The following is a 21,939-nucleotide window of genomic DNA, read 5'->3' on the forward strand; positions in this document are numbered from 1 at the left end:
CCCGCCGCCCGCGCGGCCGCCACCGCGACCCGCGCGCTCGCCCCGGTCGCCACCCCGTCGTCGACGACGATCGCCGTCCGTCCCGCCAGCGGCACCGGCGCCCGGCCGGACCGGAACCGGGCGGCGCGACGGTCCAGTTCGGACCGTTCCGCGGCCTCCACCGGGGCCAGCTCCGCCGCGCTGATCCCGAACCGCCGCACCAGATCCGGGTCCACCACCCGCAGCCCGCCCTCGCCGATCGCGCCCAGCGCGAGCTCCGGCTGGAACGGCAGGCCCAGCTTGCGCACCAGGACCACGTCCAGCGGCGCGCCGAGCGCGCGGGCCACCTCCGACGCGACCGGCACGCCCCCGCGCGGAAGCCCCAGCACCACCGCGTCGCTGCCTCGCCACCGGTCCAGTCGCGCCGCGAGGCGGCGACCGGCGTCCCTCCGGTCGGTGAACGGCATCGGAGTACCTCCTCCGCGAAGTTCTCCGGCGACCGTATCGGCGGCGAGGATCCGCGGCGAGAGTCCTAGGGCCCCACTGGGCCGGACGGCGGTACGGGACCCGCCGCGCACCTTCCGTGCTCAGCCGGTGAACTCGCGCCGGATCCCGCGCCACACCTCGTCGTAGCCGGGTTGCCGGTGCGCCGCCGACGCGGCGAAGTCCGTCGTCACCACGGGCCAGCGCGTTTCGAACATGAACGCGAGCGTGTCGTCGATCTTCTGCGGCACCAGTTCCTGCGTGCTGGCCGTGGCGTAGGTGGCGGCGTCCGGGCCGTGCGCCGACCACATGTTGTGCAGGCTCGCCCCGCCCGGCACGAACCCTTCGGCCTTGGCGTCGTAGACACCCTTGACCAGGCCCATGAACTCGCTCATCACGTTGCGGTGGTACCAGGGCGGGCGGAAGGTGTCCTCGCCGACGAGCCAGCGCGGCGCGAAGACCACGAAGTCCGCATTGGCCTGTCCGGAGAGTTCCGACGGCGAGGTCAGGACCGTGTAGATCGACGGGTCCGGGTGGTCGTAGCTGACCGTGCCCATCACGTTGAACCGCGCGGTGTCGTACTTGTAGGCGGCGTGGTTGCCGTGCCAGGCCACGACGTCCAGCGGCGAGTGGTCGTACTCGGCCGCCCACAGCCGCCCGCCGAACTTCTGCACCACCTCGACGGTCGCCTCCCGGTCCTCGAACGCCGCGACCGGGTACTGGAAGTCGCGCGGGTTGGCCAGGCCGTTGGCGCCGATGGGCCCGAGTTCGGGGAGGGTGAACGGCTGCCCGTAGTTCTCGCACACGTATCCGCGCGCGCGGTCGCCGAGCAGGTCGACGCGGAACCGCACACCGCGGCCGATCACCGCGATCTCCCCGGGTTCGACGCGCAGCCTGCCGTATTCGGTGTGGACCATCAGGCCGCCGAGTTCCGGCACCAGCAGCAGTTCCCCGTCCGCGTCGGCGAAGCAGCGGCCGGTCATCGAGCGGTCGGCGCGGTAGACGTGGATGCCGATGCCGGCGCGCTGCAGGACGTTGCCGGTCGCGCCGATGGTGTAGAGGCCGTCGACGAAGTCGGCCGGTTCGCCGGGGAAGGGCACCGGGTCCCAGCGCATCCGGTTCGGGTCCGGCAGGCCGTCGGTCACCGGGGCGCTGCGCAGCGTCGGATGCTCGATCGGGTGAAACGGCGGATGCGCGGCGGAGGGCCGGATGCGGTAGACCCAGCTGCGCCGGTTGTGGGCGCGCGGTTCGGTGAAGGCGGTGGCGCTGTGCTGCTCGGCGTAGAGCCCGAGCGGCGCGCGCTGCGGGGAGTTGCGGCCGACCGGCAGGGCGCCGGGGACCGCTTCGCTGTGGTGCTCGTTGCCGAAGCCCGTCAGGTACGCCAGTTCGGTGCCCGCCCGGACGCCCGGCTCGATCGTGCTCGTCATCGTGCACACCCCTCGTCGGCTGCTGAGCTGACTCCAGCGTGGTCGGGCGGCGCACGCGGGTCAACTTCGGCGGCACCCCAGGATCATGGCGCTCCGGCGGCGGGAGGGTTGCGGTGAGGACGACGAGCGGGAACGCGGCCGGCTACCCCGATGCGCTCGACGACCTGGTCCGGGCGCTCATCCGGCGCGATCGCGCGGCGGCGGACGCGCGGATGGCCGCCATCGCCGAGCGGCTCCGGCCGCCCGTCCACCGGCGGACACCCTCGGTCCGCGCCCGGGCCGGGATCTTCGAGCGCGACCGCTACCAGTGCCGCTACTGCGGCGTCCGGACCGTCCTCACGCCCGTCATGCGCCTGGTGTCGGCCGCGTACCCGCGGGAGTTCCCGTACCACCGGAACTGGAAGGCCGGCGAAGTGCACCCGGCCGTCGAGACGATCTCGGCCACCCACGACCACGTCGATCCGGTGACCCGGGGCGGCGACCCGCTCGATCCGGCCAACATCGTCACCGCCTGCTGGGTGTGCAACAGCGCGAAGGGGAACCTGCCTCTGGACGCGCTGGGGTGGACGCTGCGGGACCCGGCCGACGACGGCTGGCACGGTCTGGCCGACCGCTACGCCGACCTGTGGGACTCCCTCGGCCGGCCGCCCCTGGGCCCGGACGAGGCGCACTGGCTGTCGGTCACCCGGCGGCTCTACCCGCGCCCGTCCTGAGCGGTGCGGCGGAATCCGCTCCGCGATCATCGCGCGGGGGCCGCGGTTACAGTGGTGGTGTGGACACCGTGGTGGCCGCCGGGGGCGGCAAGCTTCGCGGATTCGTCACGGCCGACGGCCTGGCCGAGTTCCGCGGCATCCCGTTCGCCCGCGCGCCCCGGTTCGCCCCGCCCGAGCCCGCCGAGCCGTGGACCGGGGTGCGCGACGCCGGCCGCCACGGCCCGGTCAGCCCCCAGCCGCCGGTGCGGCCGGACGGGGTCATGGGCGTCCCGGCGGACGTGCCGGGCCAGGACGAGGACTGCCTCAATCTCACCGTGATCACGCCCGCCGCCGACGATCGCAAGCGGCCGGTCATGGTGTGGCTGCACGGCGGCGCGTACGTCACCGGGGCGAACTCGTTCGGGTTCTACGGTGGACACCGGCTGGTGACCGAGGGCGACGTGGTGTTCGTGGCGCCCAACTACCGGCTCGGCGCGCTCGGCTACCTGCGCCTGCCCGGGGTCTCGCCGGGCAACCTCGGCCTGCTGGACCAGCTCGCCGCGCTGCGGTGGGTCCGGGAGAACGCGGCGGCCTTCGGCGGCAACCCGGACGACGTCACCGTGTTCGGGCAGTCGGCGGGGGCGCATTCGATCGCGTGCCTGATGGCGCTGCCGGAGGCGCGGGGCCTGTTCCGGCGGGCGATCCTGCAGAGCGCGCCGCTGGGCCTACGGCTCGCCGGCCCCCGCAGCGCCGCGCGCACGGCGCGGTTGTTCACCACCGCGCTGCGCGGGGATCCGCGGACGGCCCCGGTCGCGGAGATCCTGCGCGCCCAGAACGACACGATCGTCAAGGCCGCCGGGCCGGGCGGGCTGTACTCGGTGCCGCCGTTCTGCCCGGTCGCCGACGCGCCGCCGCTGCCGAGCGTGACGCACTGGCTGTCGCAGCGGGCGCGGTTCGCCCCGGACGTGGACGTGCTGATCGGCACCACGGCGGCCGAGATGAACTCGTTCCTCACCGGCAAGCCGGGATTCGCCCACCTGGAACGGTTCCCGGTCACCGCGCGCGGGGTGGCGGCGGTGAAGGCCGGCATCACGCGGTGGATGTTCGGGGCCCCCTCGCGGGCCTTCGCCGACCAGCTCGCCGCGCGGGGCGGGCGGGTCTACAGCTACGTGTTCGACTGGGGCGCGCCGGATTCGCCGTACGGCGCCGGGCACTGCGTGGACCTGCCGTTCCTGCTCGGCGACGAGACGGCGTGGCGGGCGGCGCCGATGCTGGCCGGCGCCGAGTGGACGACACTGACCGAACTGGGCCGCGAGCTACGCGCGGCATGGCTGTCCTTCACCCGCACCGGCACCCCGTCGCCGGGATGGCCGCGGCACACGCCGAAGCGCGCCCCGCACCGCCTCCCCTGACTGCGCGAGTCCCACGCTCCCGCCCGCGAGTCCCACGTACACGCCCGCGAGTTCCGCGTTCGCGCCCGCGAGTTCCACGTTCGCGCCCGCGAGTTCCGCACTGCGCCTCGCCAACGGCGGCCTGCTGGCCGCGCCCGGGCGGGCAACTCGCGCGCCTGAGCGTGGGACTCGCGCGCCCGAGCGTGGGACTCGCGGGCCGGGCTCAGTCGCGGCGGTCCTGTTCGGCCAGGAAGCGTTCGAACTCCGCGCCGAGCTCCTCGGCGGTCGGCATCGCGCTCTCGTCGGCCAGCAGGGTCTTCTTCCCGTCCATCGCCTCGACGAACAGGTCGTACTGCCGCTCCAGCGCGTGCACGACGTCGGCCACCTCGTCGGATTCGGCCACCTGCCGGGCGATCTCGGCGTCCGTGCGGCGGGAGGCCGCCCGCAGCGCCTCGTCCGGCAGGGACAGGCCCGCCAGCCGCGTGATCGAGCCCAGCACGGTCAGCGCCGCCGCCGGGTAGCGGGACTGCGCCAGGTAGTGCGGCACGTGCGCGGCGAACCCGACGGCGTCGTGCCCGGCCTCGCCGAGCCGGAACTCGGTCAGGTTCAGCGCGCTGCCCGGCACCTCCAGCCGGTTGAGCACCGGCTCGTAGTCACCGATCAGCTCGCGCCGGGTCGCGTGCGCGGTCACGCCGAGCGGGCGCGTGTGCGGCGCGCCCATCGGGATCCCGTGGAACGACACGGTCATCCGCACGTCCCACCGCTCCACCAGCGTCCGCACCGCGGCGGCGTAGCGCTCCCACATCGCGTCCGGCTCCGGGCCGCTCAGCAACAGGAACGGCGTGCCGACCTCGTCGTGGAACAGCCGCACCGCCAGCTCTGGTGTGTCGTAGCTCTCCCAGTGGTCGGTGTCGAACGTCATCACCGGCCGCCGCGCGCGGTAGTCGATCAGCCGGTCCACGTCGAACCGGGCCACCACCCGGTTGTCCCAGTTCGCCTTGAGGTGCTCGCTGACCAGCGCCCCCGCCTGGCCGGCATCCATGAAGCCGTCGAGCTGGTGCAACAGCACCGCCCCGCTCAACTCCGGGAGCTCCGAGTCCACCTCGTAGAGATCCGTCGGATCGAACACCACAGCCTCCTGCCTGTTCCGGGCACCTCTCCTCGACACTCAACGTAGCGAGGGCCGAGATCCATCCCATCGAAGGGTTTCGTTCCACCGGGTTACTGCGCCACTCGGGCGAAACCGGTTAAGAACGGTGTTCAGGGATGCTAGGTTGGATCTCTCCGTCACGGCCGGTACACCGAGCGTGATCAACGTGCCGCTGGACCACGAGGGACCGCCCATGACCGCCGACCTGGCCGAGCACGCGCACCACCTGCTGCGCGCCATGGTCACCGATCCGTACGGGGACTTCTCCCCGTCGGTGTACGAAACCGCCCGTCTCGTCACGCTCCTGCCCGGACTGCCCGGGCACGCCGGCCGCGTCGCGTTCCTGCTCGACCGGCAGGCCGCCGACGGCGGCTGGGGCGGGCCGGAGGGCTACGGTCTGCTCCCGACGCTGAGCGCCACCGAGGGCCTGCTGACCGAGTTCCGCCGCACCGGCGCCCCGGCGATCGCGGCCGCCGCGGAGCACGGGCTGCGGGCGCTGTCCACGCGGTGGGGCCCGGACCTGCGGGTCCGCCTCCCGGACACGGTCGCGGTCGAGATCCTGGTGCCGTCGCTGGTGTCCGCGCTCAACGCGCACCTGGACGCGCTGGCGGCCGACGGCGTCGTGCTCACCGGCGGCCGCCGCCTGCCGCACCCCGAGGGCACGCACCCGGCCCTGCTGCACGAATTGCGCCGGCTGGCCGAGGACGGGCGGGCGCTGCCGGACAAGATCCTGCACTCGCTGGAGGCGCTGGGGCCGGCCGCGCGCAACGTCGGCTCCGCCCCCGGCGAGAACGGGCTGGGCTGCTCCCCCGCCGCCACCGCGGCCTGGCTCGGCGGCGAGGGCGGCGCCCACCCCGGCCTGCGGTACCTGGAGAACGTCCAGGCGCGCCACGGCGGAGCGGTGCCGGTCGCCGCGCCGCTGACGGTGTTCGAACGCTCCTGGGTGCTGTCCACGTTCGCCGACGCGGGCCTGGCGGTGACCGTCCCGGACGAGGTGCTCGACGACCTGGCCGCGGAGATCGGCCCGCACGGCCTCGCGGGCGGGGCGGGCCTGCCGCCGGACGCTGACGACACCTCCACCGCCCTGTACGCGCTGGCGGCGCAGGGCCGGCCGCATCCGCTGGACTGCCTGCGGGAGTACCACGTGGACGGTCACTTCTGCACCTACCCGGACGAGCGCACGCCGTCGGTGACCACGAACGCCCACGTGCTGCAGGCGCTCTGCGCGCACGGACCGTCCGAAGTGGCCGGACGGGTCGCCGCGTGGATCGGGGACCAGCAGCACCCGGACGGCAGCTGGACCGACAAGTGGCACGCCTCCCCGTACTACGCGACCGCGCGGTGCTTCCTCGCGCTGGCGGGCAGCGGGCGCGGCGCGACGGCCCGCGCCCGGGCGCTGCGGTGGATCGCGGCGACGCAGCGGCCGGACGGCTCGTGGGGCCGCTGGCAGGGCACGTTCGAGGAAACCGCCTACGCCGTCCAGGTCCTGGCCCGCGCCGGGGAGCCGTGGGCGGACGAGGCCGCCGCGCGCGGCTGCGTGTTCCTGCTGTCCTGGCCGGACACCGCGCATCCCCCGCTGTGGCACGACAAGGACCTGTACACCCCGGGCCGGATCGTGCGCGCGGAGGGGATCGCCGCGCTGCACCTGGCCCGCCGCCGGCCGCGGGTCGCGGCGCTGCTGGCGCGGCTCGAGCCGGCACCGGCCGAGCGGACGGCGTGAATGAACCGGGTGGAACTCGCGCTCGCCGCCGCACCGCTGCGGTTCCTCGACGCGCACGCCGACGACCCGGCCGCGATGCTGGACGTGCGCACCGGCCCGGCGCCGAAGATCCTGGTGTGGCACCACGAAGCGCTCACGGCGCTGTTCCGGCAGGACCCGCGCCTGCGGCACCCGGGCAGCCGCTCGCTCGCCCCGCTGCTGGGGCCGAAGTCGATGCTGTGGGCCGACGGCGCGCGCCACGCGGCGTACCGCAAGCTGCTCGGCGCACCGCTGCGCGGACGGCGGTTGCGGGCCTACCACGGCCTCATCGCGCAGGCGGCCGCGGCGGCGATCGACGCGCTCGGCGCGGGCACGGTGTTCGGCCTGGCGGCGTGGACGCGGCGGCTCGCGCTGGACATCGTCGCGCGGATCATCCTGGGTGAGGCGGATCCGGCGCTGCTGCGCGATGTCACGGCGTGGCTGGACCACGCGCTGGGGTCGCGCCGCCGCGCACTGGCCCACCGGTTCCTGCGCGGCGGCCTGCCCGCATCGGGCGCGGAGCTGGACGCGCGGCTGGTCGCCGCCGCGAAGGCGGATCCGCGGAACCTGGTGTCGCCGCTGCTGACCGGGCACGGCGGGCTCGGCGCGGTGCCGGACGACGAGCTGCGCGACCAGGTGGTGTCGCTGCTGTTCGCCGGGCACGAGACGACCGCGTCGGCGACCGCGTGGACGCTGTACTGGCTCACGCGCCGGGCCGACCTGCGCGAGGCCGTGCTGTCCGAACTGGCCGCCACCACCGGCGACGGTTCCGATCCGGCGGAGGTCCCGGTGCTGCAGGCGGTGATCTCCGAGGTGCTGCGGCTGCACCCGCCGGTCGAGGTCGCCGGGAACCGGGCGCTGCCGGAGACGGCAGAGCTGCTCGGCCGGACACTGCCCGCCGGGACCGTGCTCACCCCCGCGATCTACCTGGCGCACCACCGGTCCGAGTACTTCCCGTCCCCGCACACCTTCGACCCCGGCCGGTTCCTGGGCCGCCGCGGCGTGCCCGAGGGCTACCTTCCCTTCGGCGGCGGCACCCGGTTCTGCCTGGGCAGCCAGCTCGGGCAGCTGGAGATCCGGATGATCACCACCGCCCTGCTGCGCCGCCGCGCGCTGCGGTGCGTCAACCCGCGGGCCGGGGTGGCGAAGCTCCGCGGGCACGCGATGGCGCCGTCGGCCCGGCTGCGCGTGGAAGTGGTGGCGTGCCGGGACTGACGTGGTGGCGCGACGTGGTTCTCGTGCACCGCCTGCACTTCCCGCTGCCGCTGAGCTATCTGGCCTACGCCTGCTGGGGTGCGGCGTTCGCGGATCCGCGGCACCTGCTCGGCGGACCGGTGCTGCTCACCGTGGCGGCCACCCTGCTGGTGCTGCTGGCCGCGCTGGCGCTGAACACCGCGGCCGATCTGCGCACCGACGAGCAGGACCGGGACAAGACGGCCCTGGCGGGCGCGGCGCGGCGGATCGGCAGCGGGCGGATCTTCGCCTGGGCGGCGGCCGAAGCAGCGGCAGCGCTCGCGCTGGGCGCGGCGGTGGCGGTGTGGCTGGGCCGGTGGGCGGCGCTGCTGGTGATCACGGTGGCGCTGGCCGCGCACCTGGCGTACAACCTGGAGCCGGTGCGGCTGAAGCGACGCGGGTTCGCCGGTCCCGCGGTGTTCGGGGCCGGGTTCCTCGCGGTGCCGGGGCTGGCGTCGTACTTCGCGGTGCGGCCGGCGCTGGAGCGGTCGATGGTGCCGGTGCTGGCGGGGCTGTGCGTGCTCGCGTTCGGCCGCACGGCGTGGTTTTCCGCGCCGGACCACGCCGCCGACGCGCGGACGGGGGTGCGCACCCCGGGCGCGCGGTACGGTCCGCGCCGGACGCTGGTGATCTCGTGCGGGGTCGTGGCGGCCGGGCTGGCGCTGCTGGGCTGCGGGCTGTGGTGGCGGTACGGCCCGGGCTGGGCGGTTGCCGGGGTGGTCGCCGAAGGCGCTTTCCTCGCCGGGATGATCGCGCTGGCCGGGCCGCGCGGTTCCCTGTCCCGCATGCGCCGGCTCGCCACGCCGATCGTGCTGGCCGGCGACCTCACGCTGGTGGCGATCCCCCTCCTGGCGTGACCACCGCGGCCAGCGCGGCGATGTCGTCCGGGCGCACCCGGCAGCACCCGCCCACGTACTCGACGCCGGCGGCGAGCCAGTCGCGCACCGCCTCCGGCGAGAACCGTGCCTGCCCGGTCCAGCGGCGCGCCCGCGCGTCCCAGGTCTCCCCGCTGTTGGGGTAGGCGATCACCGGTTTCCCGCTCGCCTCCCGCGCGATCCGCGCCGCCACCGCGACATCCCGCGGATCGCAGCAGTTCACGCCCACGGCCACGATCTGGTCGTTGCCGCGAGCGACCGAAAACGCCTCGGTCAGGGGCTGCCCGGCGCGCGTGCTCCCGCCCTCGATCGTGTAGGACAGCCACGCCGGGACGCCGAGCCCCTCGATGGCGAGCAGCATCGCTTCGGCTTCGTCCACATCGGGCACCGTCTCGCAGGCCAGCAGGTCCGGCCCGGCCGCGGCGACGAAGTCCGCGCGGGGGCGGTGGAACGCGGTCAGCTCCGCCACGGTCAGCCCGTAGCGGCCGCGGTACTCCGACCCGTCGGCGAGCGTGGCGCCGTACGGCCCGATCGAGGCGGCGACCAGCTCGTCGCCGGTCACCCGTGCCTCGCGGGCGAGTTCGACGCTCAGCTCCAGCAACCGGACCGCCTCGCCGGAGTCCAGGCCCAGCTCCGCGAACCCGCCGAGGCTCGCCTGGTAGCTCGCGGTGGTCGCGATCCGCGCCCCGGCGCGGAAGAACGCGCGGTGCGCGGCGACGATCGCGGCCGGGTCGTCGGCGAGCAGCCGGGCCGACCACAGCTCGCCGGACAGGTCGTGCCCGCGCGCCTCCAGTTCGGTGGCCAGCCCACCGTCCAGCACGACGGTCACGGGCCGGTGCGCAGGAAGGTCAGCTCGCGCCACCACACGTCGGCGAGCACGTCCAGCACCAGCGCGCGGTCGTGACCGACGCCGCGGATCAGCCAGTGGTAGCACGCCTGTTCCAGCTGCAGCACGAGCAACAGCGCGCGGGTCAGCCCGGCCTGCTCGTGCTCGCCGGTCCACTGTGTCAGGTACGGCGCCAGCTCCCGCGCCGCGTCCACGCCCCACTGGTAGTGCCGTGCCGCGACGCGCGGGTCGTCGGCGACCGCCTGCGTCAGCACGTCGATCTCCACGGCGTAGCGTGCCCAGAACGCGAGCACGTGCTCGTCCAGCCAGTCGCGCACGCGGTCGCGGGTCAGCTCCGGGAAGCGCGCGAGCATCCGGTAGAGCGCGGCCGTGTCCGGCAGGATCCGCTCGAACAGCGCCGCCGCGATGTCGGCCTTGTCGCGGAAGTGCGCGTAGAAGGTGGCCCGGCTGCCGTTGGCGGCCGCCACGATGTCGGCGACCGTGGCGGCGTGGTAGCCGAGACGGGCGAAGACCTCGCGGGCGCACTCGAGGTAACGGTCGTGCGCCTCCCGCCACTGCTGCTCGCGGAACGTGTTCCGGGCAGGCGTGGAAATGCCGGTCATCACCCCATCGTAGTGCGCCGTCCGGGGGACGACACCTCCGCGCGGGCGGTTTCCCCTGCCGCAGCGCGGGATCCGCGCCGGGGCGGGCGCGGAGATCCCGCGGGCACGAGGAGCGCGCCCGCCCCGGCACGGGAGGGAGGGTGGAGCGGCACCCGGCGCCGGGGATCGGCCCGGGACAAAGGAGTCAACCCGGCGACGAGTGCCTTGCTCTAGCCTGAACGAGCGAACTCGTGACGGAAACGAACCACCGTTGCACTTTCGGTGTACTTACCGCCCCCCGATGTGGTTACCCTGATCGTGTGGCCGCCGGGACGAACCCTCCGGGAGCCGCGACCGCCCAGCAGTGGACGGGGCGGGAGGCGCGGCTGCTGCGGCACGCCCTCCGCCTGTCGGTGCGGGGGTTCGCGGCCTACCTCGGCGTCGCGGCGCGCACCGTCGCCAAATGGGAGAGCGGCGGCACCTCGACGGTGCCGCGGCCGGACACGCAGGCCATCCTCGACACCGCTCTGGCCAGGGCCGACGCCGGCGCCCGCACCCGGTTCGAGGTGCTGGTGACCCAGGCGCGCGAAGCCGGCCGCGCGCCGGAACCGGTCCCCCGCTACGACTACGAGGCCTGGACCGACGACCTGGACCGCACGGTGGCGTGCCTGGGGCGCCAGGAGTTCCGGCTCGCGCGCACGCTGCTGGACCGCTGGCTGGCCCGGTTCGAGCCGAACAGCTCCGACCGGCAGGGCATGTACCTCTACGGCCGGTCGCTGCGGCTGCTCGGCGAGGTGCGGCAGGACCAGGGCGCGCTGCGCGGCCGGCTGTCCGCCGAGCACGTCTACCGGCAGGCGCTGCGCGTGTTCACCGAGCTGGAGTCCCCGCGCCGCGTGGCCCAGCTGGAACTGCAGCTGGTCGTCATCGACGAGATGTCCGGGCAGCTGGATTCGGCCGCCGCGCGCTACGAAAGCCTGACCGCCGACGAGCGGCTGTCCGCGCACGACCGCACGCGCGCCCGGCTGTGGGTGGGCACGGCGCTGAGCAAGCGCGGGCTGCACGAGACGGCGACGCACCACATCGTGCCGGCCATCCGCGAGTTCGAGGCGCTGGAAGAGCCCGCGGACTGGTCGATCGCGCACCAGAAGCTGGCGCTGGCCCACCGCGGCGCGGGCGATCTCACCGCGGCCGGCCGGGCCATCGACGTGGCCCTGACCAACCGGGTCGACGACACCCCGCTGCAGCAGGTGCGGCTGGACACCGCGCACGCGCACATCCTGCTCTCCGACACCGCCACCGCGGATTCCGGGCTCGCCATTCTGGACCGGACCGCGCGCATTTCCACCCGCTACGGGCTCATGCACCAATTGCGCAGCATCGACGGCATTCGCCGCCGTTTCGAGTCCCGGTGAGAAACCCATGCGCAAAGTACTACTCGACACGGTGTGGGCCGACGCCGAACTCGTCTGGGAGTTCCACCGGCTGCGCCACCGCCCGAAACCGTGCTCGGCCGCGGTGGCGCTGGGCTGCAACGACCTCGGCGTCGCCGCGCACGCGGCCGAACTCTACCACCGCGGGCTGTTCCCGGTCGTGGTGTTCAGCGGCGGCAACAGCCGCGAGACCGCGCGTGCCTTCCCGCGCGGCGAGGGCGTGCACTACCGGGAGCGGGCGCTGGAACTCGGGGTGCCCGACGACGCCATCCTCGTCGAGCCGCACGCGACCAACACCGGGGAGAACATCGCGCTGTCGCGGCGGGTTCTCGCCGCCGCGGGCATCGAGGTCTCGTCGTTGATGCTGGTCTCCATGCCCTACATGGAGCGGCGGGCGTTCGCGACGACGCGCAAGGTGTGGCCGGAGGTCGAGCCGGTGTGCGCCTCGGCCCCGGTGTCGCTGACCGAGTACGCGCTGCGGACGCAGCACGGCACCGAACTGATCGACATGATCGTGGGCGATTTCCAGCGCCTCATCGAGTATCCCCGAAAGGGTTTCGCCATTCCGCAGAAAATTCCCCCGATCGTGTATTCGGCCTATCGCCGACTGGTGGCCGCCGGATTCCGCAGCCGCATGCTGTGATTCCATACGGCCCGTGTCCGAGACGCTTTCCTGCGCCGTCCATCAACCGAATCTCTTCCCCCGACTGTCCACACTGGGCAAACTGCTCCGCGCCGACGTGTGGGTCGTGCTCGACGACGTGCAGTTCAACGCCCGCGACTACCAGCACCGCGCCCGGCTCGCCGCGGCCGCCGACCCGGAGGCCCAGCGCTGGCTGACCGTGCCGGTGCACCGCCCGCGCGGCCGGGACAGCCGGATCGGCGAACTGCTCCTGGCCGATCCGGCCGGCACCCACCGCACGGTGTCCCGCCTGGTGCGGCAGTACTACGGCCGCTGCCCGCACTGGCGCGAGACCGGCGAGCTGGTCGAGGAGGTGCTCGCCGCGCTGGCGCTGAACGAGCGGCCGGCGGTCGTGGCCGAGGTGTCGGTGCGCGCGATGCTGCACCGGCTCGGCTGGCGCGGCGCGGTGGTGCGCAGCAGCGACCTGCCCTCGCGGGAGGGCCGGTCGCAGCGGCTGGCCGACCTCGCCGCCGCGGTCGGCGCCGGCACCTACCTGTGCGGGCCGGGCGGGGCGAAGTACCTGTCGGAGCGCCCGTTCCTGGAGCGCGGGCTCCACGTGCGCTACCCCCCGCCACCCCCGCTGAGCCGGGAACGCGGGATGCGCACGGCCAGCGCGCTGTGGGCGTTCGCGCAGCGCGGCGCGGCCGGTGTCCGCGACGCGCTCGCCGTGGACTGCGTGCCGGCGCGCTGACCCAAGACCCCTTGTCCACAAGGTAAAGACCATTCCGGCAACCGGGTCTTCACGGCGGCCCGCTTACCCTCGGCTCCCGTGCGTCCGTCTCGTGGTGTGCCCCGGTTCCTCGCCTTCTGCGCGGTCGCGGGGGTGCTCGCCGCCGGGGTCGCCGCGCCCGTCGTGCTGGGCGCGGGTGTGCTGTCGAACCAGGTCGCCGACGCCGTGGACGGGATCTCCGCCACGCTCGCCGGCAGCGAGCAGCCGCTGGTGACCACCGTGACCGACCGGGACGGCACCCCGATCGCGACGTTGTTCGACCAGTACCGCCTCCCGGTCACCGCCGGGCAGATCTCCCCGGCGATGAAGGCCGCGATCGTGTCGATCGAGGACCGGCGCTTCTACGACGAGGGCGGCGTCGACGTGAAGGGCATGGTGCGCGCCGCGCTGCACGACTCCTCCGGCGGCAGCACGCAGGGCGGGTCGACGATCACCCAGCAGTACGTCAAGAACTACCTCGTCAACGTCGTCGACCGGAACGACCGGGCGGCGCAGCTGGCCGACCAGGCCGACACCATCGCCCGCAAGCTGCGCGAGGCCAAGATCGCCGTCCAGCTCGGACAGACCGTGTCCAAGGAGGACATCCTCACCGGATACCTCGACGTGGTCGAGTTCACCGGCAACATCTACGGCGTCGGCGCCGCAGCGCACGCGTACTTCGGCACCACGCCGGACAGGCTGACGGTGCCGCAGGCCGCGCTGCTGGCCGGGATGGTGAACAACCCCAGCCTCTTCAACCCCTACACCCACCCGGACCAGGCCCGGCAGCGGCGGAACCTGGTGATCGACGCGATGGTCGGCACGAAAGCCCTCACCGCGGCCGACGGCGCCATCGCGCAGGCCGCGCCGCTCGGCGTCCGGCCCGGCGGCCCGGACGTCCCGTCCAGCACGTGCCTGGGCGCCGCGCCGGACGCCGGTTTCTTCTGCCAGTACGCGGAGAGCTACCTGATCCGGTCCGGGTTCATCGCCGACCAGCTGGAGACCGGCGGGTACGTCATCCGCACCACGCTGGACCCGCGGGTGAGCCGGATCGCGAAGGACGCCGTGGACGCGAACGTGCCGGTCACGCAGGACGGCGTCGCGAACACCTTCGCGGTGATCCGGCCGGGCCAGACCACCCACGAGGTGCTCGCGATGGTCGCCAACCGGAACTACGGCACGGACCCGGCGCGGGGCGAGACGGCGACCAACATCGTCGCGGGCGCGGGCAACGTGTTCGGCGCCGGATCGTCCTTCAAGATCTTCACCGCGGCCGCCGCGCTGGAGAGCGGCAAGGCGGGCCTGGACACGCCACTGCCCAACCAGGCCGGCCAGTGCTTCACCCAGCCCGGAGCGAACGAGTACACGCAGCCGTACTGCGTGCAGAACGACGGCGTGCACTACCCGGACCCGATCTCGCTGCGGGACGGTCTGGCCACCTCGCCGAACGTCGCGTTCGTCAACCTGGAGCAGCAGGTCGGCATGCCCGCGGTGCTGGACGTGGCGCGGCGGCTGGGCCTGCGGAACACGCTGACCACGAACGACGCGGGCGCGAAACCCGACCCGTCGTCGCCGGACCCGCAGTACAGCCAGCCGCAGTCGCAGTACTTCCAGGACAAGCTGTCGTTCACGCTCGGCAACAGCCCGGTGAGCCCGCTGGAGGTGGCGAACGTGCCGGCGACGCTGATGAGCGGTGGCACCTGGTGCCCGCCGGACCCGATCCTGTCGGTCACCGACCGGTACGGGCACGACGTCCCGGTGCGGCGGCAGGCGTGCGAGCAGGCGGTGCCGCCGGGGCTGGCGGACTCGCTGCTGAACGGCCTGAGCCAGGACACGGTGTCGGGCACGTCGGCGGCGGCGGCCGCCGCGGCGGGCTGGCACCACGCGGACTTCGGCAAGACCGGCACGACGCAGCGGAGCGAGTCGGTGGCCTTCGTCGGCGGCGTCGACGACTACGCCGTGTCGTCCATGGTCTTCGCCGACGGGCCGCACCCGGCCGAAATCTGCCCCGGCCCGCCGGTGCACCTGGGCTCGTGCGGGCACGGCGCGTTCGGCGGCACGGTGGCCGCGCCGCCGTACTTCCACGCGATGAACGAGATCCTCGGCAACCGCCCGGACACCCCGATCCCCGCGGCCGATCCGGCGTACCTGCGGGCCCGCGCGTAGCCGGCGCAGCGGGAGGCCGGGTCGCCCGGCCTCCCGCTTGATCACCTGGCCGGTGGGCGTGGTCGTGGCTCAGCAACGCCCGTAGCTGTCCGCCCGATCGTTGGTTCCCTCCGGCATCGTCCGGCGGGACTTGCCCGGGGAGAGGGTGTCGAGGAGTTCCTTGTTGCCGTTGTCGTACAGGCAGTACTGGTACGGGGTCTTGTTGGCCCAGCTGCTGACCCGGTCGTGGTCGCCGGGGTTCAGCGAGCGGAAGGAGACCGCCGGGTAGGCCGTCGGGGCGTAGGCGAAGTTGCCTTCCGTCCACATGCAGACCCGCCCGTTCGGGCAGTCGCTCAACGAGTAGACGTGGATCGGGGACGCCTGCGCGGCCGGTACCGCCAGGGCGGTGAAGGCGGCGGCGACGGACAAGGCGATCGAGAGCTGGGCAAGAGGTCGGTGCACGACGGATCCTCCGGTTTCGGTCGATGGCAGTACCCGCGATGCGCCGCTGTCTCCCCGGACATCCCCAGTCGAACCACGATGACTACGCCTCGCGCGGCTGCCCCTGTTCCTGACACCGGTCAGTCTCGGGAAGCGCCGGGGTCAGCGGCCGGGGCATGTCCGTGATCCTGCGAATCCTGTCCCCGGTCATCCCGTAGTGGCTCAGGAACGCCTGGCGGAGCGTCTCCGCGGACCGGAACCCGCACCGCCGTGCGATCGCGGCGAGCGACAGGTCGCTGCCGCGCGCCAGGTGGGCGGCGGCTTCGGTGCGCACCCGGCGAACCGCGCGAGCCGGCGTGACTCCCAGCTGGCTCGTGAAGAGACGGGTGAGGTGCCGGGTGCTGATCCCGGCGCGGGCCGCCAGCGCCGGTGGGCTGAGATCCGCCGGAAGGTGAGCGGCGACGTACCCCAGCAGGTCCCGGACGATCCGGCCGCCGGGCGGCGGGGCCAGGAACGTGCTGATCTGCGCCTGATCGGCCGGCCGGTGCAGGTAGGCGACCAGTTCCCGGGCGACCTCACGGGCCAGGGTCGGTCCGTGATCGTCCTCGATCAACGCCAGGGTGAGGTCCAGAGCGCTGGTGATCCCGGCGGAGGTGTAGACGTTGCCGTCGCGGACGTACAGCGGCGCCACGTCGACGGTGACGGCCGGGAACGCCGAGGCCATCAGATCTCCGTATTCCCAGTGCGTGGTGGCGCGGCGGCCGTCGAGCAAGCCCGCGGCCGCCAGCACGAAGGCGCCCGTGCAGACCGACGCGATCCGCCTGCAGCGCGGCGCCAGACGGCGCACCTGCGTCAGCAACCCATCGTCGGCCATGGCGGTTTCCGTCCCCGGTCCCCCGACGACCAGCATCGTGTCGAGCCGCCCGGTGACCGCCGCCAGCCGCCGGGCCCCGGTCAGGCCGATTCCGGAGGAACTGCGAACTTGCCGCCCGCGCGTCGTGGCGAGCTCGATCGCATACGGTGGCGCCGCGCCGCGGTTGTTCGCGATCTCGAACGCCGCGCTGGGGCAGGCGAGGTCGAGAATCTGCGCATCGTCGTAGGCGACCAGAAGCACGCGCCGGACCGCGCTGTCCTCGGCTGGCACGTCACACCCCCTTCGCGTCGTGGCGGACAGCCTGGGGTCAACCTAGCCACGCACCGGGGCCGTGTCGTAACCTCCGGTGAGTGGGCTTCGAGGAAGAGCCCCCGGAACCCGCCGGGCTCGGGCCGGGTGAGCTGGTCGCCGGGCAGTACGAGGTCGACCGGTGCTTCGCCCGCGGCGCGTTCGGCTACGTCTACCTCGCCCGCGACCGGAACCTGCAGGGCAAGCAGGTGGTGCTCAAGGGCCTGACCCGCCCGCACGACACGGCCGCGATCAAGCTGGCCGTGCACGAGAGCCGCGTGCTCACCGCGCTCGAACACCCCAACATCGTCCGCATCGTCAACGTCGTCACCCACCGCGGCCTGCGGTACCTGGTGATGGACCACGTCGACGGGCCGTCGCTGCGGAGTGTGCGTGACGCGGGCGGGATGACGATCGCCGACGCGCTCGCGTGCGCCGTCGACGTGCTGGGCGCGCTGGCCTACCTGCACGGCAAGGGCCTGCTGTACTGCGACATGAAGCCGGACAACGTGATCCGCACGCGCCGCTCGGCCAAGCTGATCGACTTCGGCGCGATCCGCCGCACCGGCGACCGGGAGAGCCCGATCCTGGGCACCACGCCCTACCTGGTCGGCCACACCGAGATCCGCGAGCACGGGCTGACCGAGCGGGCCGACATCCACGCCGTCGGGGTCATGCTCGACGAGCTGGTCGAGTGCGGCGACGGCGATCCGGGGGCGGAGTCGTTCCGCCGTCTGGTCGCCCGCGCGACCGCCGGCTACGACCGGCGCTTCGCCGACGTGCCGGAGATGCTGAACCAGGTGCGCGGGGTGCTGCGCGAGGTGCGCTGCCTGACCGACGGCAAGTCGCGGCCGGCGCGGTCGGCGGTGTTCGCCGAATCCGCGGCGCTGCTGGACGACGGGCTCAGCCTGGCCCCGCCGCTGACCACGTGGACCGGCGGCGGCAGCACCACCCTGGCCGGCGGGCGGCCCTCCCCGGCGGACGTGGCGACCGGCCTGCCCGTGCCGTTCCCCGATCCGGACGACCCGCACACGCCGCTGCTGCACACCGTGCGCGCGCCGGACCCGCGGCGGCTGCTCACCAAGCTCGCGCGCGTCCCGGGATCGGTGGAGGTGGACTTCCACCGGGCCCGCGCGCACCTGGAAGCAGGCAACCTGACCGCGGCGGGGCACTGCCTGCGGTCGGCGGAGCGGCAGCTGGGCTGGCGGGCGCACCACGACTGGCGCACCAGCTGGCACCGCGGCCTGCTGCCGGTGGCCGGGCCCCGGGTGCGCGAGGCCGGGGAGCTGTTCGACGAGGTCTACCGGGCCACCCCCGGCGAGCTCGCGCCGAAACTGGCGCTGGGGTTCTGCGCCGAGTACCTGTCGCGGCCGGACACCGCGGCCGCTTTCTACCAGGCGGTGTGGGCGTGCGACCGGTTGCAGGCCAGCGCGGCGTTCGGGCTGGCGCGCATCCGGCTGCGCGCCGGGGAGCGCGGCGCGGCGGTGGCGATCCTCGACGAGGTGCCGGAGATCTCGCTGCACCGGCACGGCGCCGCGGTGGCCGCGGTCCGGATCCTCGCCGGTCACCTGCCCGGTGGCGCGCACCCGTCGGCGAGCGACGTCGCGGCGGCCGCCGACCGGCTGCACACCTTGACGCTGGACAGCGAGGAGTCGTGGCAGCGCCTGGCGACCGCGGTGCAGGAGAGCGCTTTCTCCTTCGTGCTGGAGCACGGCGACGGCTCGCTGCCGCCCGGCCCGGTGCTGGGGAATCCGGTGTCGGAGAAGGGTTTGCGGGACCGGCTGGAACGGTCCTACCGCGAGCTGTCGCGGCAGGCCCGCACCGCGGACGAGCACGGTGTGCTGATCGACCGGGCCAACGGCGTGCGAGCGAGGTCCCTGTGGTGAGCTCGACGACGCGGCGCACGCTGGTCCGGCTGCGGGTGGCCCTGCTGGTGACCACCCTGGCCGTGCTGGTCACCGGGTTCGCCACGGTGCGGGGCGTGCAGATGGCGGCGGAGACCGTGCGGGACCGGACGGCGGAGGCGGTGGTCGAGGTGGCGGCGGCCGAGTCGGCGCTGATCCGGGCGGACCGGGCGGCGGTGCGCAGCTTCACCTCCGGCGAGGTCCGCCTCGCCGGGGCCGGCACCGAGTACGCGACGCAGACCGCGCTGGCGAGCCAGAGCCTCACCCGCGTCGCCGAGCTGAACGAGGCCGGGGACGCGGGCAGCCAGATCCTGCGCCTGGTCGAGGGACTGCTCGCCGCCTACCGGGCCGCGGTCGCGCAGGCCGACGCGCACTACCGGCAGGGCGGCGGCGAGGTCGTCGGCACGGCGGACCTGTGGGACGCCTCCTCGCAGCTGCTGCACTCCCCCGACGGCGTGCTGGAGCAGCTCGGCGACCTGCGGTCGGTGCAGGAGCAGGCCCTGGCGCGGCAGCTGACCACCGGCTGGCTGCACCCGGCCACGCCCGCGCTGTGGGCGGTGCCGATCGCGGTGCTGCTCGCGCTGCTGTGCGTCACCCAGCTGTACCTGGGAAAGCGCTTCCAGCGGCTGGTGAACCCGCAGCTGCTGGCGGCCACGCTGCTGCTGCTCGGGTTGTGCGCCAGCATGATGTTCACCCTCGTCGCCGCGCACCGGCTGGACACCGCGCGAGACCGGCTGACCGAGGTGCTGGCCGGGTGGGACCGGCGGATGGCGCTGACCGACGCCGACGGCCAGGACAAGCTGATCCGCCTGGTCACCGCGCACTGCCGGGGCGGGGACTGCGGGCCGACGGTGGGCGCGGCGGGCCAGGTGCCGACGAGCGTGGCGGGCACCATTCCGGACGAGGCGACCACCGCGGCGGGCACCCGGGACGTCAGCGACCGGCTGGAGGCGGCCGCGGCGAGCAGCCAGTTGCCGCTGGTGGTGCCCGCGGTGACGCTGGCGATCGCCGTGCTCGCCGGGTGGGGGCTGCACGCCCGGCTCGACGAATACCGGTTCCGCTCATGAGGGGCCTGGCCGGGGTGCTGATCCTGCTCGCCGCGTGCCTGACCGGCTGCGGCGCCGGGGCGGGCACGCGCACGATCACCGTGCTCGCGTCGTGGACCGGCGCGGAGGGCGCGGCGTTCGAGCAGGTGCTGGCGGGGTTCACCGCGGAGACCGGGATCCGGGTGCACTACCAGGGCACGCGCGCGGTGTCGCAGGTGCTCGCCTCGGACGTGCAGAACGGCAACCCGCCGGACATCGCGGTCGTGCCGAACCCGGGTGAGCTGGTCACCTACGTGCGCTCGCACAACCTGTACCCGCTGGACGACGTGCTCGGCGCGCCGCCGGCGGAGATCTACGGTCCACAGTGGCTCCAGCTGCAGGTGGCCGGGCAGGCGCACCTGTACGGGATCGCGGTGAAGGTGGACCTGAAGAGCATCGTGTGGTTCAACCCGGCGCTGCACGGCCTGGCCCAGCCCGGCACCTGGGACGAGTTCGCGGCCGCGACCGGCGCGCGCCCGTGGTGCCTCGGGCTGAGCGCGCCACCGGTGTCCGGGTGGCCGGGCACCGACTGGGTGGAGGACGTCCTGCTGCACCAGTCCGGACCGGACGTCTACCGCCAGTGGGCGGCCGGGCAGCTGGCGTGGACCGCGCCCGCGGTGCGGCGCGCGTGGCAGACGTGGGGCGCGATGATGGCCGGCACCGTCGGGGACAACCCGGGCCGGGTGCTGCTGACCAACTTCGCCGGCGCCGGCAAGGGCATGCTGACCTCGCCGCAGAGCTGCGCCTACGAGCACAACGGCTCGTTCATGCTGGCGCGCTACCCGGACGCCGGACGTGAGCTGGACTTCGTGGCCGTCCCGCCGGCCGGGCCGGACGTGGCGCCGGGGACGTACGAGGTGTCGGCCGATCTGGCGGGGATGTTCACCGACACGCCGGCGTCGCGGGCGCTGATCCGGTACCTGGCGACCCCGGCGGCGCAGGAGATCTGGCCGCGGGTCAGCGGAGGCAGCGCGTTCTCCGCGACGCGCTCGGTGGACCTGCGCGTCTACGACGGCCACCCGGCGGCGCGCAAGATCGCCGAAACGCTGCGCTCCGGCGGCACCCTCTGCTTCGACGCCTCGGACCTGATGCCCGCGACGATGGCGAACGCCTTCTACCGCGCGACGCTGGAGTACCTCGACGACCCCGGCCGCCTGGAGACGCTGCTGGAGCAACTCGACCGGATCCGGCTGGGCGTCAGCCCGCAGGAGTGGCTGAGCGTCCCTTGTGGACGCTGAGCGCCACGGCCTGCGACCTGAGGTGACGGAGTGCCGCCGTGCGGAGCCATCAGTCCCGCTTCCGGCCGGCGGTCTTCCAGATCACCACCATGGCGATGAGCACCAGCACCACCACGATGAGGCCCTTCACGAGGAAGTCGTGCAGCAGCTCGCCCATGATGCCGTCGCCGTCGGCCAGGAGCAGTCCGCCGGTCATGTCCCCAGACCCTTTCCCCGGCCGTGTCTCAGCGCCGGTGGTCGTTCGGGCGGTTCCGGTCGTCCAGGTGGTCGAGGGCGCCCCTGGTGACGGCCCCCTTCCAGCCGCTTCCCCGGCGCCTGCCCTGTCCCGCCCGGCTTTCCACGTAGGCACGGGCCAGAGCTGGTGCTCCAGGCCGTAGCGGACGGCTTCGGCACGGTGCCGGACGCCGATCTTCGCGAACGCGTTGTTGATGTGGGTCTTCACCGCCTCGCCGATGCACAACTCGGCGGCGATCTCCGCGTTGGTCAGCCCGCGGGCGATGAGCCCGACGACCTCCGCCTCGCGTGCGGTCAGTCCGTCCGGCAGCGAGGGCTTCCCCCGGGGCCGGGCGTCCAACGCGGCCACCAGGCGTTCGGCGACCTTGGCGTCGAAGGTCGCCTGGCCGGCCCGACCGACGAGCCGGTGGGGGTGATGCCGTTGACGCCCGCGACGGCGTGCCGCGCGGCGACGAGGGCGGAGACGGTGGCCCGCTCGGCGACGGCGGCCGGGTGCAGGATCACGACCGGGTG

General features: G+C 74.0%; 20 protein-coding genes. 12 read left to right on the plus strand and 8 right to left on the minus strand.

Features of this window, described 5'->3' with window-relative positions:
* Together D0D28_RS21310 and hmgA are read right to left on the minus strand one after the other, a co-directional pair.
* A partial coding sequence (locus D0D28_RS21310; RefSeq protein WP_275895912.1) for a phosphoribosyltransferase occupies positions 1–446 on the minus strand: 446 nt, incomplete at its 3' end.
* Between the two features lie 120 nt (positions 447–566).
* A complete protein-coding gene (gene hmgA, locus D0D28_RS21315) occupies positions 567–1,889 on the minus strand; it encodes a homogentisate 1,2-dioxygenase (protein ID WP_116111747.1) in 1,323 nt (440 codons plus the stop codon).
* 113 nt (positions 1,890–2,002) lie between these two features.
* Between hmgA and D0D28_RS21320 the strand changes: the two genes are divergently transcribed.
* Positions 2,003–2,602 (plus strand): HNH endonuclease, encoded by a 600-nt coding sequence (locus tag D0D28_RS21320; protein WP_094008370.1) that lies wholly within the window; start codon positions 2,003–2,005, stop codon positions 2,600–2,602.
* A 59-nt stretch (positions 2,603–2,661) separates the two neighbouring features.
* Positions 2,662–3,993, plus strand: coding sequence for a carboxylesterase/lipase family protein (locus D0D28_RS21325; RefSeq protein ID WP_116111748.1), 1,332 nt, complete (start codon positions 2,662–2,664; stop codon positions 3,991–3,993).
* A gap of 202 nt (positions 3,994–4,195) precedes the next feature.
* On the opposite strand, the gene D0D28_RS21330 is transcribed toward D0D28_RS21325, so the two are convergent.
* Entirely contained in the window at positions 4,196–5,104 is a 909-nt protein-coding gene (locus D0D28_RS21330) for a proteasome assembly chaperone family protein (protein ID WP_116111749.1), read from the minus strand.
* 211 nt (positions 5,105–5,315) lie between these two features.
* Between D0D28_RS21330 and D0D28_RS21335 the strand changes: the two genes are divergently transcribed.
* The 3 genes from D0D28_RS21335 to D0D28_RS21345 are packed head-to-tail and all read left to right on the plus strand — an operon-like array spanning position 5,316 to position 8,950.
* Positions 5,316–6,842, plus strand: coding sequence for a prenyltransferase/squalene oxidase repeat-containing protein (locus tag D0D28_RS21335; protein ID WP_116111811.1), 1,527 nt, complete (start codon positions 5,316–5,318; stop codon positions 6,840–6,842).
* On the plus strand, positions 6,843–8,075 hold the full coding sequence (locus tag D0D28_RS21340; protein WP_116111750.1) for a cytochrome P450: 1,233 nt from the start codon (positions 6,843–6,845) through the stop codon (positions 8,073–8,075). It abuts the gene before it with no gap.
* On the plus strand, positions 8,063–8,950 hold the full coding sequence (locus D0D28_RS21345; protein WP_116111751.1) for a UbiA family prenyltransferase: 888 nt from the start codon (positions 8,063–8,065) through the stop codon (positions 8,948–8,950). Before D0D28_RS21340 ends, D0D28_RS21345 begins: the two co-directional genes overlap by 13 nt.
* Here D0D28_RS21345 and mmuM read toward each other — a convergent pair.
* On the minus strand, positions 8,919–9,797 hold the full coding sequence (gene mmuM / locus D0D28_RS21350; protein ID WP_116111752.1) for a homocysteine S-methyltransferase: 879 nt from the start codon (positions 9,795–9,797) through the stop codon (positions 8,919–8,921). The genes D0D28_RS21345 and mmuM overlap by 32 nt on opposite strands.
* Positions 9,794–10,417: a TetR/AcrR family transcriptional regulator gene (locus D0D28_RS21355; RefSeq protein ID WP_094008376.1), complete on the minus strand. Its 624-nt coding sequence runs from the start codon at positions 10,415–10,417 to the stop codon at positions 9,794–9,796. Before D0D28_RS21355 ends, mmuM begins: the two co-directional genes overlap by 4 nt.
* Positions 10,418–10,716: 299 nt before the next feature.
* On the opposite strand from D0D28_RS21355, the gene D0D28_RS21360 reads away from it, so the two are divergent.
* From D0D28_RS21360 to D0D28_RS21375, 4 genes are all read left to right on the plus strand, one after another.
* Positions 10,717–11,808, plus strand: a complete 1,092-nt coding sequence (locus tag D0D28_RS21360; protein WP_116111753.1) for a helix-turn-helix domain-containing protein — start codon at positions 10,717–10,719, stop codon at positions 11,806–11,808.
* A gap of 7 nt (positions 11,809–11,815) precedes the next feature.
* Positions 11,816–12,469: a YdcF family protein gene (locus D0D28_RS21365; protein WP_094008378.1), complete on the plus strand. Its 654-nt coding sequence runs from the start codon at positions 11,816–11,818 to the stop codon at positions 12,467–12,469.
* A 13-nt stretch (positions 12,470–12,482) separates the two neighbouring features.
* A complete protein-coding gene (locus tag D0D28_RS21370; RefSeq protein ID WP_233157493.1) occupies positions 12,483–13,199 on the plus strand; it encodes a WbqC family protein in 717 nt (238 codons plus the stop codon).
* A gap of 78 nt (positions 13,200–13,277) precedes the next feature.
* Positions 13,278–15,383, plus strand: coding sequence for a transglycosylase domain-containing protein (locus tag D0D28_RS21375; RefSeq protein ID WP_116111754.1), 2,106 nt, complete (start codon positions 13,278–13,280; stop codon positions 15,381–15,383).
* 69 nt (positions 15,384–15,452) lie between these two features.
* Here the strand turns inward: D0D28_RS21375 and D0D28_RS21380 are convergent, their stop codons facing one another.
* Both D0D28_RS21380 and D0D28_RS21385 read right to left on the minus strand, forming a co-directional pair.
* A complete protein-coding gene (locus D0D28_RS21380; RefSeq protein WP_162831143.1) occupies positions 15,453–15,824 on the minus strand; it encodes a peptidase inhibitor family I36 protein in 372 nt (123 codons plus the stop codon).
* Positions 15,825–15,906: 82 nt separating this feature from the next.
* The gene (locus tag D0D28_RS21385; protein WP_162831144.1) at positions 15,907–16,947 is read right to left on the minus strand and encodes a GlxA family transcriptional regulator; all 1,041 of its coding nucleotides are present in this window, start codon (positions 16,945–16,947) and stop codon (positions 15,907–15,909) included.
* 80 nt (positions 16,948–17,027) lie between these two features.
* On the opposite strand from D0D28_RS21385, the gene D0D28_RS21390 reads away from it, so the two are divergent.
* Genes D0D28_RS21390 through D0D28_RS21400 form a run of 3 tightly spaced genes read left to right on the plus strand, consistent with a single transcriptional unit; the run spans position 17,028 to position 21,192 of the window.
* Complete coding sequence (locus tag D0D28_RS21390) at positions 17,028–18,851, plus strand: serine/threonine protein kinase (RefSeq protein ID WP_116111756.1); 1,824 nt, start codon at positions 17,028–17,030, stop codon at positions 18,849–18,851.
* Positions 18,848–19,936: a hypothetical protein gene (locus tag D0D28_RS21395; RefSeq protein ID WP_162831145.1), complete on the plus strand. Its 1,089-nt coding sequence runs from the start codon at positions 18,848–18,850 to the stop codon at positions 19,934–19,936. The genes D0D28_RS21390 and D0D28_RS21395 overlap by 4 nt, the downstream gene beginning before the upstream one ends.
* Positions 19,933–21,192 carry an ABC transporter substrate-binding protein gene (locus D0D28_RS21400; protein ID WP_116111758.1) on the plus strand — a complete coding sequence of 420 codons (1,260 nt, stop codon included), beginning with the start codon at positions 19,933–19,935 and terminating at the stop codon, positions 21,190–21,192. The genes D0D28_RS21395 and D0D28_RS21400 overlap by 4 nt, the downstream gene beginning before the upstream one ends.
* Before the next feature lie 49 nt (positions 21,193–21,241).
* On the opposite strand, the gene D0D28_RS37695 is transcribed toward D0D28_RS21400, so the two are convergent.
* Positions 21,242–21,775, minus strand: coding sequence for a helix-turn-helix domain-containing protein (locus D0D28_RS37695; RefSeq protein WP_429727767.1), 534 nt, complete (start codon positions 21,773–21,775; stop codon positions 21,242–21,244).
* Between the last annotated feature and the right edge of the window lie 164 nt (positions 21,776–21,939).

Source organism: Amycolatopsis ruanii, from assembly GCF_003385175.1.
Lineage (GTDB): Bacteria > Actinomycetota > Actinomycetes > Mycobacteriales > Pseudonocardiaceae > Amycolatopsis_E > Amycolatopsis_E thermalba.

Excerpts from the sequence above, each read along its gene's own strand:
- D0D28_RS21365 (WP_094008378.1), top strand. The coding sequence starts at position 11,816 with ATGCGCAAAGTACTACTCGACACGGTGTGGGCCGACGCCGAACTCGTC.
- D0D28_RS21340 (WP_116111750.1), top strand. The coding sequence starts at position 6,843 with ATGAACCGGGTGGAACTCGCGCTCGCCGCCGCACCGCTGCGGTTCCTC.
- D0D28_RS21335 (WP_116111811.1), top strand. The coding sequence starts at position 5,316 with ATGACCGCCGACCTGGCCGAGCACGCGCACCACCTGCTGCGCGCCATG.
- hmgA (WP_116111747.1), bottom strand. The coding sequence starts at position 1,889 with ATGACGAGCACGATCGAGCCGGGCGTCCGGGCGGGCACCGAACTGGCG.
- D0D28_RS21400 (WP_116111758.1), top strand. The coding sequence starts at position 19,933 with ATGAGGGGCCTGGCCGGGGTGCTGATCCTGCTCGCCGCGTGCCTGACC.
- D0D28_RS21355 (WP_094008376.1), bottom strand. The coding sequence starts at position 10,417 with ATGACCGGCATTTCCACGCCTGCCCGGAACACGTTCCGCGAGCAGCAG.